This window comes from Streptomyces sp. NPDC003035 (genome assembly GCF_042888285.1).
Taxonomy (GTDB): Bacteria; Actinomycetota; Actinomycetes; order Streptomycetales; family Streptomycetaceae; genus Streptomyces.
Map to the genome: position 1 here is coordinate 76,423 of NZ_JBIAPJ010000015.1, position 14,480 is coordinate 90,902.

At 72.9% G+C, this 14,480-nt stretch carries 11 protein-coding genes; all 11 read left to right on the forward strand.

Annotated elements, in window-relative coordinates:
- Positions 1-132: 132 nt before the first annotated feature.
- The 11 genes from ACFYV5_RS34340 to ACFYV5_RS34390 all read left to right on the forward strand — a co-directional run bounded on the left by ACFYV5_RS34340 (position 133) and on the right by ACFYV5_RS34390 (position 14,476).
- Positions 133-1,830: an ABC transporter family substrate-binding protein gene (locus ACFYV5_RS34340; RefSeq protein ID WP_389175345.1), complete on the forward strand. Its 1,698-nt coding sequence runs from the start codon at positions 133-135 to the stop codon at positions 1,828-1,830.
- Positions 1,827-2,819, forward strand: a complete 993-nt coding sequence (locus tag ACFYV5_RS34345; protein ID WP_389175348.1) for an ABC transporter permease — start codon at positions 1,827-1,829, stop codon at positions 2,817-2,819. Before ACFYV5_RS34340 ends, ACFYV5_RS34345 begins: the two co-directional genes overlap by 4 nt.
- Entirely contained in the window at positions 2,816-3,682 is an 867-nt protein-coding gene (locus tag ACFYV5_RS34350) for an ABC transporter permease (protein ID WP_389175350.1), read from the forward strand. Before ACFYV5_RS34345 ends, ACFYV5_RS34350 begins: the two co-directional genes overlap by 4 nt.
- Entirely contained in the window at positions 3,654-5,633 is a 1,980-nt protein-coding gene (locus ACFYV5_RS34355) for a dipeptide ABC transporter ATP-binding protein (protein ID WP_389175353.1), read from the forward strand. Before ACFYV5_RS34350 ends, ACFYV5_RS34355 begins: the two co-directional genes overlap by 29 nt.
- 98 nt (positions 5,634-5,731) lie before the next feature.
- Entirely contained in the window at positions 5,732-7,198 is a 1,467-nt protein-coding gene (locus tag ACFYV5_RS34360) for a Y4yA family PLP-dependent enzyme (protein WP_389175356.1), read from the forward strand.
- Positions 7,195-8,553, forward strand: a complete 1,359-nt coding sequence (locus ACFYV5_RS34365) for a pyridoxal-phosphate dependent enzyme (RefSeq protein ID WP_389175359.1) — start codon at positions 7,195-7,197, stop codon at positions 8,551-8,553. Before ACFYV5_RS34360 ends, ACFYV5_RS34365 begins: the two co-directional genes overlap by 4 nt.
- Position 8,554: 1 nt before the next feature.
- Positions 8,555-9,775, forward strand: coding sequence for an aminotransferase class V-fold PLP-dependent enzyme (locus ACFYV5_RS34370; protein ID WP_389175362.1), 1,221 nt, complete (start codon positions 8,555-8,557; stop codon positions 9,773-9,775).
- A gap of 7 nt (positions 9,776-9,782) precedes the next feature.
- Positions 9,783-11,093 (forward strand): ATP-grasp domain-containing protein, encoded by a 1,311-nt coding sequence (locus ACFYV5_RS34375; RefSeq protein WP_389175365.1) that lies wholly within the window; start codon positions 9,783-9,785, stop codon positions 11,091-11,093.
- Positions 11,090-12,328 carry an acetyl-CoA carboxylase biotin carboxylase subunit family protein gene (locus tag ACFYV5_RS34380; RefSeq protein ID WP_389175367.1) on the forward strand — a complete coding sequence of 413 codons (1,239 nt, stop codon included), beginning with the start codon at positions 11,090-11,092 and terminating at the stop codon, positions 12,326-12,328. The genes ACFYV5_RS34375 and ACFYV5_RS34380 overlap by 4 nt, the downstream gene beginning before the upstream one ends.
- Complete coding sequence (locus tag ACFYV5_RS34385) at positions 12,325-13,692, forward strand: MFS transporter (RefSeq protein WP_389175370.1); 1,368 nt, start codon at positions 12,325-12,327, stop codon at positions 13,690-13,692. The genes ACFYV5_RS34380 and ACFYV5_RS34385 overlap by 4 nt, the downstream gene beginning before the upstream one ends.
- Positions 13,670-14,476 (forward strand): class I SAM-dependent methyltransferase, encoded by an 807-nt coding sequence (locus tag ACFYV5_RS34390; RefSeq protein WP_389175373.1) that lies wholly within the window; start codon positions 13,670-13,672, stop codon positions 14,474-14,476. Before ACFYV5_RS34385 ends, ACFYV5_RS34390 begins: the two co-directional genes overlap by 23 nt.
- Positions 14,477-14,480 lie beyond the last annotated feature (4 nt).

Genomic DNA, 14,480 nt, shown 5'->3' on the forward strand with positions numbered 1-14,480 from the left:
TCCTACTTGCGAGCCGCTACTGAAAACGATTATCGTCTTGCCCGCACCGGGGGCGGTTCGACCCGCCGCCGAACCGGCCCCCGGCCCGCGGCCGCGCAGCGAGCGCTGCCCGGAGAAGGGGGACGTACGACCATGACCGGAACCTCGAGACGGCCGACCAGGGCCGCCTGGGTGGCGGCCGCCTGCGCCGCCGCGTTACTGAGCGGGTGCAGCGGCACGCCGGACGGCCCCGGAGCAGGGGCCCAGCGCGACGCGACCGCGGCGCGCGGCGAGCAGCAGATCAACGCCCGGCCCGTCGGCGACCTGCGTGACGGAGGCGATCTGCGCGTACCCGTGGACGCGCTGCCCACCAACTACAACCCCGTCCAGGTCAACGGCGCGCGCGTGGTGACCTGGCAGCTCGCCGAGGCGGTCCTGCCGAGCGCCTTCAACGAGGCCCCGGACGGCGGACACGTCCTCAACAAGGCGTTCTTCACCTCGGCCGCCCTCACGTCGACCTCTCCGCACGTCATCACGTACACGATCGCGGACAAGGCGGTCTGGAGCAACGGCCGCCCCCTCACCTGGGAGGACCTGCGCGGGCAATGGCAGGCGCTCAGCGGCCGGGACACGGCGTACGAGGGGTACAGCAACGTCGGGTACGCGGACATCGTCTCGGTGCAGCGGGGCTCCTCGGACAAGGTGGCCGTGGTCACGCTGCGCCGGCCGTTCGCCGAATGGCAGGGGCTGTTCCGCCCGCTGGTGCCCAAGGAGCTGACCGCGAAGGCGAGTTCCTTCAACAGGGGCTGGCTGGAGGAGCCACCGATCACCTCGGGCCCGTTCGCCGTCGAGCGGATCGACCGGACCGGGAAGACGATCACATTGAAGCGCAACGCCTCCTGGTGGGCGCGCCGGCCTCCCCTGGACCGGGTCGTCCTGCGCGTCCTCGACCCGGCGGCGCGCGCCGACGAGCTGGCCAACCGGGGCATCGACCTCTACCCCGTCGGCGCGGACCTGGATCTGTTCACCCGGGCCCGGACGATGCCCGGAGTGGAGATCCGGCAGGCCCCCGAACGCCTCGCCGGGCAGCTCACCTTCAACGGCGCCGAGGGCGCTCCGCTCGCCGACGAACCGCTGCGCCGGGCCGTCGCCCAGGCCGTCGACCCGAAGGCGATCACCGACGCCCTGGTCGGCCGGATCGTGCCCGGGGCCGCACCGGTCGGTCACCACATCCTGCCGCCGGGCGACCCCGGCTACCGGGACAACTCCGCGACGCTGCCCTTCGACGCCGCTGCGGCGGGACGGCAGCTCGACCGGCTGGGCTGGAAGAAGCACGGCGCCTACCGCGAGCGCGCGGGCAAGAGGCTGACCCTGCGGCTCGTCGGCCAGGCCACGCCCGTGGGACGGACGGTCACCGCCCTCGTCACGGAGCAGCTGCGGGCCGTCGGCATCGAGGCGCGCACCCGGACCGTGCCGCTGGAGAACTTCTACGACGGCTATCTGCTGCCGGGCAACTTCGACCTCATCGCCTTCGAATGGACCAAGTCCGCCTCGCCGTTCGCCCACGACCGGCCGGTGTTCCAGAAGCCCGAGGGCGATGACTTCGGCAGCAACTTCGGCCGCATCCACGTCCCCGGGATCGACGAGCTGTACGACCGGGGCCTGGCCGAGCTCGACGCCGGCAAGCGGCGCGAGATCGCGAACAGGATCGACGTACTGGCCTGGAAGCACGCCCACCATCTGCCGCTCTACGCCGGTTCCGGCGCGTACGCGGTCCGCGCCGACCTCGCGAACTACGGGGCGCGCGGGCTGGGTTCGTACGGCTTCGAGAGCGCCGGGTTCGTGAAGTGAGGGGGGCGGCCGTCCATCTGGTGCGGCGGCTCGCCTGGCGGGTGGGACTGTGCCTGGCCGCCACGCTCGCCGCGTACGTGCTGGCCTCCCTCAGCTTCGACCCGCTCGCGGAGCTGAGGGGGCACCAGCCGCGACCGCCGCAGGCCGTCATCGACGCACGGGCGCACCGCCTGGGGCTCGACTCGCCGCTGCCGGTCCGTTTCCTCGACTGGCTGTCGGGGGTTCCGCGCGGGGACTTCGGCGAGACGGTCGGCGGGCAGCGGATCGGGGACGAGCTGTGGCGGCGCTGCGGCACCAGCGTGCGTCTGTTCCTCGCGGGGAGTCTGCTGGCGATGGCCGCCGGGGTGGTGATCGGGGTGTGGAACGCCCTGCGCAGCGGCCGGCTGAGCGACGGGGTGTCCCTGGTGGGCTCGCTGGTGCTGCTCGCGATTCCGGTGTTCGTCCTGGGGACGGTCCTGAAAATGGCGTGGCTGCCCATCAACGAGGCCGTCGGCACGCAGGTGCTGTACTTCTCCGCCGAGACGACACCCGGCTCCGAGCTCACCGGGTGGGCGGCGTTCGGTGACCGGCTGCGGCACCTGGCCCTGCCGACGCTCGCCGTCGCACTCCCCCAGGCCGCGTTCTACAGCCGCTATCAGAGGGCGGCGATGCTCGACGTGCTCGGCAGCGATTTCCTCCGGGCGGCGCGGGCGAAGGGCCTGCGGCGCGGTAAGGCGGTGGTGCGGCACGGCATCCGGATGGCGTTGATCCCGATGGTCACGCTCTTCTCGTTCACCTTCGGCCTGCATCTGACGGGCGGGGTGTTCACCGAGCGGATCTTCGGCTGGAACGGCATGGGCGACTGGCTGCTCACCGGGATCCACGAGCAGGACGCGACCGTCGTCGCCACCGTCACCCTCTTCATCGCCGTGCTGGTGGTGCTGGCGGGGTGGCTCGGCGACGCGCTGCTGGCCGTGCTCGATCCCCGGATACGGAGGGCCGGGCCATGACCGCTCCCTCCTCGGTGCCGGCCCGGCTCTTACGGAGCCCGCTCGCGCTCTGCGGAGCCGTCCTGCTGCTGTTCCTGGCCGGCTCGGCGCTCGTGGGGCCCTGGCTCTGGCCGTACGACCCTGTCACCCAGGATCCCGGGGCTGCTCTGCTGCCGCCGTCCGCGGACCACTGGCTCGGCACGGCCCGGCTCGGTGAGGACCTCCTCGCGCAGTGTCTGACGGCGCTGCGGAAGTCCCTGCTCATCGGGCTGCTGGTGGCCGGGCTCTCCACGCTGCTGGCGACGCTGGTCGGGCTGACGGCGGGGTACGTCGGCCGGGGTGTCGACCGGTCGCTGATGTGGGGCGTGGACATGCTCCTGGTCCTGCCGTCCTTCCTCGTCGTCGCCGTGCTCTCACCGGCGCTGCGGGACCGCTCCTGGCTGTGGACGGTCCTGGTCATCGCCCTGTTCCAGTGGATGCTCACCGCGCGCGTCGTGCGCGCCCGCGCGGTGAGCCTGCGGCGGCGGGAGTTCGTGACGGCGGCCCGCTTCATGGGCGCGCCGACGGGCTGGATCCTGCGCAGGCATCTCGTACCGCATCTGGTGCCGCTGCTGGTCATCGACTGCACGCTGCACGTCGGTGCGGCGATCCTCGGCGAGGCGGGACTGAGCTACTTCGGCTTCGGGATCCAGCCTCCCGATGTGTCCTTGGGGACGCTGCTGGCCGTGGGGAGCGGCTCGGCGCTGACGTATCCGTGGGTGTTCCTCGCGCCGGTGGGCTTTCTCGTGCTGACGGTGACGGCCGTGGGACTGCTGGGCGAGGCGCTGCGGCGCGTACTGGACGAGGAGGACGGCCATGACGGCTACGACGGCCAGCACGGCTGAGACGGCTGAGGTCAGGGCACATCCGCTGCTGGAGGTGCGCGGTCTGTCGGTCACCTTCGCGGCGGGTTCGCGGCGGGCGGTGGAGGGGGTGGATCTGACCCTCGCGCGCGGCGAGGCGCTCGCCGTCGTGGGGACCTCGGGCTCGGGGAAGTCGGTGACGGCCTCGGCGCTCATCGGTCTGCTGCCGGGGCTCGGGGAGGTCGGCGGTTCGGTGCGGTTCGACGGGCGCGAGCTGGTGGGCCTTCCGGACCGGGAGATGTCGCGGATCCGGGGGAAGCGGATCGGCATGGTGTTCCAGGACCCGCTGGCGGCGCTGACGCCCGTGATGTCGGTGGGGCGGCAGATCGAGGAGGCGATACGGACGCACCGGAGGGTCCCGCGGGCGGAGGCCCGGCAGCGCGCGGTCGGCCTCCTCGACCGGGTCGGGATCCCCGACGCGGCACGCCGGGCGCGGGCGTACCCGCACGAGCTCTCCGGCGGTATGCGGCAGCGGGTCGCGATCGCCATGGCCCTCGCCTGCGATCCCGAACTGCTGATCGCCGACGAGCCGACGAGCGCCCTGGACACGACGGTGCAGGCGCAGATCCTGGACCTCCTGGACCGCCAGCGCGCGGAGCGCGGGTGCGCGCTGCTGCTGATCACCCACGACCTGGGGGTGGTGGCCCGGTGCTGCGACCGCGTGGCGGTGATGCGCGACGGCCGCCTCGGCGCGGCGGGCGAGGTGGCGGCGCTGCTGTCGGGTCCCGGAGCGGGAGGCGTCGAGGACGGGGGTGCGGGCGGTGAGGGCGGTGCGGGCTCGGGCGGCGACCTGGCGCATCTGCTGGCCGCCACCCGGCGTATGGAGGAGGCCGCGACCGGCCCGCGTCCCACCGCGACGCGTCCCGCCACGGCACGGCCCGCACCACGGCCCGGCGACACGCCGGCGGAGGTCCCGGACCGGGCCCCGGTTCCGGCCGGACCACTCGAAGTGCTGCGTGTCGAGGGCCTGGAGCGGCACTACGCGGCGCGTCGGGGCCGGGCGGTTCGCGCGGTCGACGGGGTGAGCCTCAGCCTCCGGCAGGGAAGGGCGCTCGCGCTGGTCGGCGAGTCGGGGTGCGGGAAGACCACCACGCTCCACGAGATTCTGCGGCTGCGGGCGCCCGCGGCGGGCCGGATCGAGGTGCTCGGGCACGATCTCGCCTCGCTCGCACCGTCCGGCCGACGGGAGTTGAGGCACCGGATGAGCGTGGTGTTCCAGGATCCCGCGGCCTCGCTCGATCCGCGGATGCGCGTCGGGGAGATCGTCGCGGAGCCGCTCGCGCTGCGCGGTGCGACGCCCGCCGAACGCGGGCGCCGGGTCGAGGAGTTGCTGCGCCTGGTGGAGCTTCCCGGGAGCGTCGCGGAGGTCCGGCCCGCCCGCCTGTCGGGCGGTCAGCGTCAACGCGTGGCCATCGCACGGGCGTTGTCCACGGGGCCGGAGCTCGTGCTGCTCGACGAGCCGGTGTCCGCCCTGGACGTGCCGTTGCGGGCCGGGGTGATGGACCTGCTCGACGGCCTGCGGGCCCGGATGGGCCTTTCCTACGTGCTGGTGTCCCACGACATCCGGCTCGTGCGCCGTTCCGCCGACGACGTGGCCGTGATGTACCTGGGGCGGGTGGTGGAGGCCGGCCCCGCCGGGGAGGTGCTCGGGCGGCCCCGACATCCGTACACCCGGGCCCTGGTCGACGCCTCGCCCTCGACCGATCCGGCCCGGGAGCGCGAGCGGGTGGTGCTGCACGGTGATCCGCTGCCGTCGACCGGTGCGGGCTGCTCCTTCCGGAACCGCTGCCCCCTTTTCCCCGCACTGGACGCGCCCGTCCAGGAGTTGTGCGTCCGGAACGCGCCGCTCCTGCGGGAGGCCGAGCCCGGCGCGGCCCAACTCCTCGCGTGCCACGGCGACCTGCACAAGCGGCACGTACCATTCCTTGATTGAAAACGATTGTCGTTGCGCACTAGGGTCGAAGCGGACGCACGGCGCGGCGCTTTCGCGGCCGGTCCGCCCCTACGAGAAGACCAGGAGTCCGCACATTCATGAGCACTCCGCTGTATCTCGCTCCACGACTCGAGCCCCGGCTGGCGTCGCTCCTCGACGACACCGAGCTCCTCCACCGGCTGACCCGGGCGCTCGGATCTCCGTTGAACATCGTGCTTCCCGACCAGATCGCCGAGAACGTCGGCCGCTTCCAGGAGGTGTATGAGAAGCACCGGCTGGCCGGCACGATCTACTTCGCCCACAAGGCCAACCGCTCCAGCGCGCTCGTCCGGCGCCTCGCCGCCACCGACGCCCACATCGACATCGCCTCGCTGCACGAGCTCCAGCACGCGCTGGGCTGCGGCTTCGCGCCGGAGCGCATCATGGCGACCGGCCCGAAGAGCCCCGAGTTCCTGTGGCTCGCGGCGCGGACGGGTGTCATCGTCAACGTCGACTCGGCCGACGAGCTCCGCACGCTGGCCGCGTTGGTCGAGAAGCACCGGCTCCCTGCGGTCCGCGTCCTCCTGCGGCTCTCCGACTTCGACAGCACCGGGGTCACCGTGCTGAGCCGGCGCAGCAGGTTCGGCACGCCGGCCGCCTCGGCCACCGTGCTTCTCGACATCCTCGACAAGCACCGGGAGTCCCTCGACTTCCTGGGCGTCGCCTACCACCTCGACACCATCGGCGCCGCCGAGAAGGCCACCGCCTTCGAAGGGTGCCTGCGGGTGATGAACGAGTGCGCCGCCCGGGGCCTGCGCCCCCGCGTCGTCGACATCGGCGGCGGCTTCGGCGTGGACTATCTCGCCGACGGCGCCCAGTGGGAGACGTACACCTCGGAACTGACCAACGCCGTGCTCGGCAGGCGCCCTGCCCTGACCTGGCAGGGGCACGGCTACGGGCTGCGCAACGACGGCGGGACCCTGCGCGGCGCGCTCGGCCTCTACCCCGCCCACCGGCCCGTGTCGGGACCGCGCTACTTCGACGAACTCCTCGCGATGCGCGGCCAGTCGCTGGGCCGGCCACTGGCGACTCTGCTCCTGGAGAGCCTGTACGACCTGCACATCGAGCCGGGTCGCGCCCTGGTGGACCAGTGCGGTGTCGCGCTCGCCCGCGTCCTGGAGGTCCGCGACACACCGGGCGGGGACTGCTTCGTACGCCTGGAGATGAACGCCTCCGACGTCAGCCTGGAGGAGCACGGCGTCCTCATGGACCCGGTGCTCGTGGAGCGCCCCGGCGCCAGGGGGGAGGCCGACGGCGACGGTCCGGTCGGGGTTCACCTGATCGGGAACCTCTGTCTGGAGGCGGACTTCATCACGCGGCGGCTGGTGTACCTGCCACGCCGTCCGGCACCCGGCGACCTGCTCGCCTTCGCCAACACCGCCGGCTACTTCATGGACTTCAGCGCCGACCACGCCCTGCACCAGCCCATCGCACGCAAGGTCGCCGCATACCGGGCGGGCGACCGGTGGGACTGGTGCCTCGACGAGAACTACTGGCCCATCACTTCCACGGGGGAAGACTGTTGAAGTACGACTCCATCACCGATGTCATCGGCGACACCCCGCTCGTCCGCATAGCACCGGAGATACACGGACTGCGTCACATCGATCTCTACGCCAAGCTGGAGATGCTCAACCCCTTCGGCTCCGTCAAGGACCGCGCGGCCTGGAACATGGTCCAGCCGCTCATCGCCACGGAAGGCGACGGCGACAGCGACAGCGACAGCGACGGCAAGGTCACGCGCACGGTCGTGGAGCTGTCCAGCGGCAACACCGCCAAGGCCCTCGCCGTCATCGCCGGCATGCACGGGCTGCCGTTCAAGAGCGTCACCAACCGGATGAAGGTCCCCGAGATCAAGGACCTGCTGCTCCTCCTGGGCGCGGAGATCGAGGAGCTTCCCGGGCAGGCCGAGTGCCTGGACCCGACGAACACCGAGGACCCGCTCACCAAGATCCACCAGATGCTCTCCGCCGACACCGGCGCCTACGTCCACACGGACCAGTACTACAACCCGCTGAACATCGAGGCGCACCGGACGGCCACCGGGCCGGAGATCGTGAAGGACCTCGGCGGCCGGGCCCCCGACTGGTTCGTCGCGGCCGTCGGCACCGCGGGCTCCTCGACCGGTACCGCCCGCGCCCTGCGCGGCCACGACCCGAACGTCGGCGTGATCGGCCTGGTCGCCCACAAGTCCGACTTCATCCCCGGCATCCGGAACATCGACGAGGTCCACGAGGTCGGTCTGTTCGACCCGGCCACGTACGACACCATCGAGTCCGTCACCGCCGACGAGGCCATCGACGGCATGATCACGCTCGTCCGTCGCTGCGGCATGCTGGCGGGCCCCACGGGCGGAGCCGCCTACTTCGGCGCGGTCCGGCATCTGCGGGCCATCGACGAGACGCTGACGGACGAGGAGGAGCGCAGGACCGCCGTCTTCATCGTCTGCGACCGCGTCGAGAGCTACATGAGCTATGTGCGGCAGCGGCGGCCCGAGCTGCTGCGGCAACCGGCCCGGCGCAACTCCGTCGCCACGCTCACGGACGCCGAGATCGCCGCCGCCACGACGATCGACGCGGGAGAGGCCCGTCGGTGGATCGCCGACGCGCGGCCCCTCGTCGTCGACCTGCGGGGCTCCTTCGCCTTCGACGCGCTGCACATCCCCGGCTCGGTGAACATCGTCGACGAGATCTTCGCCGAACTCCTCCATGGCGGGCTGCCGTTCGGCCGCAACCAGCCCGTCCTGCTCGCCTGCCCGGTCGGCGAACAGTCCGTGCGCTACGCCGCACTGCTCCACCGGATGGGCCACACCGATGTGCGCAGCCTCGCGGGCGGCATCATCGCCTGGCGCGACGCCGGCGCTCCGCTGGTGAGGGACTGAGATGACACTGCCTCTCGACACCACTCCCGCCCCGCCGGTCGATCTCGTCTCCTGGCAGGCGGGGCTGCGGGACCAGTTCCCCATCGTCACCGGGCATCCGGACGTCCGGTACCTGGACAGCTCGGCCACCGCCCAGAAGCCGCAGGCGGTCCTCGACGCCGTGCACCGTTATCTGACCACGTCGAACGCCAACGCCGGGCGGGGCACGTACCCCTGGGCGAACCGGACGACCGAGCTGATCGAGCGGGCCAGGGAGCGGGTGAAGTCCTTCCTCGGCGATCCCGGGCCGGAGCGGTCGGGCGTCCACTTCACCAGCGGGACGACCGAGGGCCTGCGAGCGGTCGCGCGCGACTGGCTCGTCCCGTACCTGCGCGACGGTGACGAGATCGTCGTCCCGTTCGCCGACCACCAGGCCAACGCCGTGCCCTGGCTGGAGGCCCGACGGCTGCTCGCGGAGCGCGGTGTGCGGATCACCGTACGGGAGATGCCGTACGAGACGGACTCCCGGGACTACGACCAGCAGGCGCTGGCCCGGCTGGTCAACGAGCGCACCCGTTTCGTGGCCGCCACGCACGTCCACCACGTCTACGGCGCCGACATGAACGTGCACCGGATCCGTGCCACGGCGGGCCCCGACGTCGTGATCTGTCTGGACGCGGCGCAGAGCATCGGGCACAAGCCCGTGGACCTCGGCGCCCTCGACGTCGACTTCGCCGTCTTCTCCGGGCACAAGGCGATGGCCCTGCCCGGTGTCGGCGCCGTCTGGGCCCGCAATCTGCGCGGGCCGGTGTTCGAGCCCGGCGGGTGGAGCGGCAGCCCCAACACCAGCGGCATCGTCAGTCTGCACGCCGCGCTGGACTGGCTGGAGGCGGCGGACCCGCGGCGGATCGAACGCTGGACGGTCGATCTCGGCGTCCGTCTCACCGACGGGCTCAGCCGGCTCGGCTCGTACGAGGTGCTCGGCTGTCCGCTCAGTCTCACCGCCGCGTCCACGGTGCAGCGCCGCCAGGGCATCGTCACCTTCCGCCACCGCGCCATCGGCTCCAACGACCTGGGGTTCATCCTGGCCAGCCATGGGCTGATGGTGCGCGCGGACGGGCACTGCCAGGGGCACGCCGGGGAGAAGGACTCCTCGGTGCGGGCAAGTCTGCACGTCTACAACACCCCCGACGACATCGACCACCTGCTGGAGGTCCTGGCCGGCCTCGACCGGGAGAGCTGAGGGAACCATGCGAGACGACAACACCGCCGGGCGGGGCGGGGGTCCGGCGCCGGTCGTGATGGTCGACGTGTACGCGCCGACCCTGCGCCTGGCCCGCGCCTTCCAGGAGGCCGGCCACCCGGTGGTCCGGGTCCAGAGCACCCCGTCCGTCCCCCCGGTCTACCGCGGTTCGTTCCGTACGGAGGAGTTCGCCGACGACATCGTGGACGACGGTGATTTCGCGAGCACGCTCCGGGCGGTCGCCGCGCACCGGCCGGTCGCCGTGCTCACGGGCGGGGAGCTGGGGGTCGAGCTGGCCGACCGGCTCGCCGAGGCGCTGGGGCTCGCCGGCAACGGCACCCAGCTCAGCGCCGCCCGCCGCCACAAACACACCCAGATCGAGACGATCAAGGCGGCCGGTCTGCCCGGCACCCGCCAGCATCTGGCCGCCTCGGCCGAGGACGCCGCCGCTTGGCACCGCGAGCTCGGCGGCCGGGCCGTCGTCAAGCCGGTCCGCAGCGCCGGCAACGACCACGTCAGCTTCTGCGCGAGCCCGGAGGAGACGGCCGCCGCCTACGAGAAGATCATGGCCGCGACGAACATCTTCTCCTTCCGCAACGAAGGCGTCGTGGTGCAGGAGCATCTGGAGGGCACGGAGTACGTCGTCAACACGGTGAGCCGCGACGGGCACCACCGGTGCACCGACGTGTGGCGGTACATGAAGATCTCCGCCAACGGCGTCACCGACCGCATCAGCGCGGCCGTCTCCACGCACCCCGGCTCCCCCGAGCGCGCGCGGCTGATCGAGTACGGCTTCGAGGTGCTCGACGCCCTCGAGGTCCGGCATGGGCCCGCCCATCTGGAGATCATGCTCACGCCGGACGGGCCGCGTCTGGTCGAGGCGGGCATCCGGCTGTGCGGCGCGGACGCGGCCTACTTCGCGCGGCTCGCGGCCGGCGAGTCGCAGATCGAGCGGACCGTCGACGCCTATCTGCGCCCGGAACGTTTCCTCGCCTCCGTCGGCGACGCGCACCGCGTGGAGCGGCACGTCGCCATGGCCTATCTGACCTCACCGGTCAGCGGAACGCTCGCCGGATATCCCCTGCTGCCGCAGGTGGAGGCGCTGGAGAGCTTCCACAACGTGCACATCGCTGTTCCGGAGGGCGGGCGGCTCCCGCTGACCGTCGACGACACCACGGAGCCGATGATGATCGGCCTGGCGCACGCCTCGGAACACGTGCTCGCCCGGGACCTGAACACCGTGCACTACCTGGACGGCGCGGGGTTCTACGCCCTGGCGGACCTGGCGGACCTGGCAGACCTCGGAGGCGGCGCGTGAGCGCGCGGCGGCCGCACCTCGTGGTCCTCCACCGCTGGCGGGCCGACTACGCGCACTACGCGCGGTACGTCGACCACTCCGCCTACGCCGTCACCTATGTGACGACCGAGGTCGGGGCGGAGGCCCTGCCCCCGGCGGCGGCCGAGACCGTCGTCGTACCCGCGACCGACGATCTCGCGCGGGTCCGCAAGGAGGTCGACGGCCTCGCCGCCCGGCACGGCGCCCCGACCGCGGTGGTCGCGCTCAAGGAGGACGATCTGCTGGTGGCGGCCCAGGTGGCCCTGGAGTGGGACTGTCGCGGCCGACGCCCCGACGAGCTGCTGCCCTTCCGGGACAAGTACCTGATGACGGCCACCGTGGCGCGGGCCGGGCTCACCGTCCCGCCGACGGCCCGGGTCGCCGGACCGCGGGACGTGCGCGCGCTCGCCGACGCGCACGAGCGCCCGGTCGTCGTCAAGCCGGCGACCGGCAGCAGCAGCGAGGGGGTCGTGCTCGTCCGGGACGAACACGACCTGGACGAGGTGCAGTTCGCCGCGGACCGGCCACTGATCGCACAGGTGCACATCCCGCATCCGGTGTTCCACGTGGACGGCGTCTTCGACGGCCGCGAACTGCTCTGCTGGAGGACGTCCCGCTACGTCAACTCCTGCCTGGGCTTCCGGCACGGCGCCACCCTCGGCTCGGTCGAGGAGGACCGGGCCGACGTCGTGGCGGCGGTCGGCGAGTTCGCGGTCCGGGCGCTGCGGGCGCTCACCTCCTCCCCCACCCCCTTCCACCTGGAGGTGTTCGTGGACGCCGAGGCGCCGTCCGGGCCGCGCGTCACCTTCCTCGAGGTGGGCGCGCGGGTGGGCGGGGCGGAGATCCCGTACGTCTGGCGGGAGGTGCACGGCTACGACCTGATGGAGGCCGCGTTCCGCATCGCCCTGGGCGAGGAGCCGAGACCCTGGGCGCCGCCACCCCGGGCGGAGACCGCCGGGTGGCTGCTCGCCCCGGCCCCGGCGGCCCGGCCGTGCGTGATCACCGGTGTCACGCCGATGTCGGGCCGGCGGCCGGGTCCGTACGCGGAGGAGTTGCTGCGCCCCGGAGACGTCCTGCCCGCCGCGGACGCCTACTACGAGCACGTCGGGGGCCGGTTCCGGTTCCGCGGTCCGGACAGCGCGGCCGTCCTGGCCGCGGTCGAGGCGACCGCGCGCGACTTCCGGGTGACCGGCGAGACCTGTGGAGGCGGACGATGACCGGCATGGCGCGGTACGGCCGGCTGTGGCGGGTGCCGGGGGCTCCCCTGCTCCTGGTGGGCGGTGTGGTCGCCCGCCTCGGGCAGGGCGTCACGATCCTCGCCTGGCTGCTCCTGGTGAAGGAGACCAGCGGAGGGTTCACCGAGGCGGGCCTGGTGGGCGCCACCATCTCGCTCGCCACGGCGGCCACCGCCCCCGTGGCCGGACGCCTCGCGGACCGCTACGGCGCGGGCCGGGTCCTGCCGCTGTACGCCGCGGTCTACGCCGCCCTCCAGCTGGTGCTGCTGGCCGCGGTGCTCGCCCGGCTGCCGCTCGGGGTGCTGTGCGCCGTCGCCGCGCTCTCGGGCGCCGCGTTCCCGGCGATCAGCCCGGCGTTGCGGGCGGCGTGGACCACACTGACCAACGAGGACAGCGGCCGCGGCGACGTACGACAGGCGGCGATGGCGGCCGAATCCACCCTGTTCGAGCTGGTCTTCGTCGTCGGGCCGCTGCTGTTCTCCGCGTTCATGCTCCTCGGCACCCCGCTCGGCGACGCCCTGGGCACCGGCAACGGCACGGCGGGCCCGGCGGCCGCCCTGGTCTTCGCCTCGCTGTGCACGGGGTTCGGCACGTTCGTGGTGGCGCGCGGCCGGGCGATGCGCGCGCTGCCGTCCGGGGGCGCGAAGGCGGCCCGCGGGATCGGGCCGCTGCGGGAGCCGGCGCTGCGGATGCTGCTGCTGTGCGCGGCGGGCATCGCGTTCTCCTTCGGCGGCTCGCCCGTCGCCATCGCCGCGTACACCAAGGCGCATGACGGTGCGTCGGCCGAGAGCGTGACCGGGATACTCATCGCCGTCTGGAGCATCGGCAGCGCGGCGGCGGGCCTGTGGTACGGCAGCCGTACGTTCCGCGGGTCCCTCGGACGGCGCTTCCTCGTCCTGCTCGCCGCGCTCGCCGCCGGGTACGCGGTGTGGGCGCTGATGCCGAACTCGTACGCCCTCGGTGCTGTCCTCTTCGTCTCCGGCGCCGTCATCGCCCCCGCGCTGACGGTGGAGGCCGAGCTCGTCTCGCAGGTCGTGCCCGAGCGGATGCTGAACGAGGCGTACACCTGGCTCACGACCGTCAACCTCTCGATGGCCGCGCTCGGCTCCGCGGTCACCGGCGTCGTCGTCGACCGGCAGGACGGCCACACCTGGGGCTTCCTCGCCGCGGCGGCGGCCACCGCGGTCGCGGCCCTGGTCGCCGCGACGGGCCGGCTCGAAGCGCCCGCCGCCCCTGTGTCGTCCGCGGCGGACGACATACCCACGGCCCCGCCCGCGCCAGAAGTACGAACAGCACCAACAGCACCAACAGCAAGGACGCACCATGGCACGGAACATGACGGCTGAGACGGCCGCCCGTCTCTGGGTGGATCGCTGGGAGCGCCAGCAGGAGCTCTACGCGACCGCCCGCGAGGAGCGCTTCCACGTCGTGGCCGACGTGGTCGCCCACGGCACGCGGGGCATGCGCCGGCCGCTCGTCGCCGATCTTGGCTGCGGACCCGGTTCGCTCGCCGCCCGGCTCGCCGACCGCCTCCCGCACGCCCGGGTCCTGGCGGTCGACCACGACCCGCTGCTCCTGGCCCTGGGTCGGGCGGTGCACGGCGACGCGGTCGGGTTCGTGGACGCGCGGATCGGATCGGGGCCCTGGGCCGCCGCGCTGTCCGCCGCCGGTCCGCTGGACGCGGTGGTCTCCACGACGGCGCTGCACTACCTGCCCGTGGACGTGCTCGCCTCGGTGTACGAGGAGGTCCACGGGCTGCTGCGGCCCGGCGGGGTGCTGGTGAACGCCGACCACCTCTTCCAGGAGGACACCGCGATCCGCCGGCTCGCCGCCGCGGTGGCCGGGGGCCACGACGCGCGTCGTGGCCCCCGGCCTCCCGAGGACTGGCGGGGGTGGTGGGCCGGCGTGGCCGCCGACGGCCGGTTCGCCGACCTCCTGGCCGAACGGGAGGCCCGCGGCCTGGACCTCGGCGACGACAACGGCCTCACGGCGCAGCGCCACATGGAGCTGATGCGCAAGGCGGGCTTCGGCGCGGTGGGAAGCGTCTGGCAGTACGGGCACAGCTGCGTCCTGGCCGCCGTCCGCACGCGGCCCCGGTCTCTTCCGGCGCGCCACCCCGAACAGGGGTGATAAT

What these genes read in the sequence shown, in the direction of transcription:
- ACFYV5_RS34340 (WP_389175345.1), top strand. Translation starts at nt 133, where the DNA reads ATGACCGGAACCTCGAGACGGCCGACCAGGGCCGCCTGGGTGGCGGCC.
- ACFYV5_RS34350 (WP_389175350.1), top strand. Translation starts at nt 2,816, where the DNA reads ATGACCGCTCCCTCCTCGGTGCCGGCCCGGCTCTTACGGAGCCCGCTC.
- ACFYV5_RS34355 (WP_389175353.1), top strand. Translation starts at nt 3,654, where the DNA reads ATGACGGCTACGACGGCCAGCACGGCTGAGACGGCTGAGGTCAGGGCA.
- ACFYV5_RS34360 (WP_389175356.1), top strand. Translation starts at nt 5,732, where the DNA reads ATGAGCACTCCGCTGTATCTCGCTCCACGACTCGAGCCCCGGCTGGCG.
- ACFYV5_RS34370 (WP_389175362.1), top strand. Translation starts at nt 8,555, where the DNA reads ATGACACTGCCTCTCGACACCACTCCCGCCCCGCCGGTCGATCTCGTC.
- ACFYV5_RS34375 (WP_389175365.1), top strand. Translation starts at nt 9,783, where the DNA reads ATGCGAGACGACAACACCGCCGGGCGGGGCGGGGGTCCGGCGCCGGTC.
- ACFYV5_RS34385 (WP_389175370.1), top strand. Translation starts at nt 12,325, where the DNA reads ATGACCGGCATGGCGCGGTACGGCCGGCTGTGGCGGGTGCCGGGGGCT.
- ACFYV5_RS34390 (WP_389175373.1), top strand. Translation starts at nt 13,670, where the DNA reads ATGGCACGGAACATGACGGCTGAGACGGCCGCCCGTCTCTGGGTGGAT.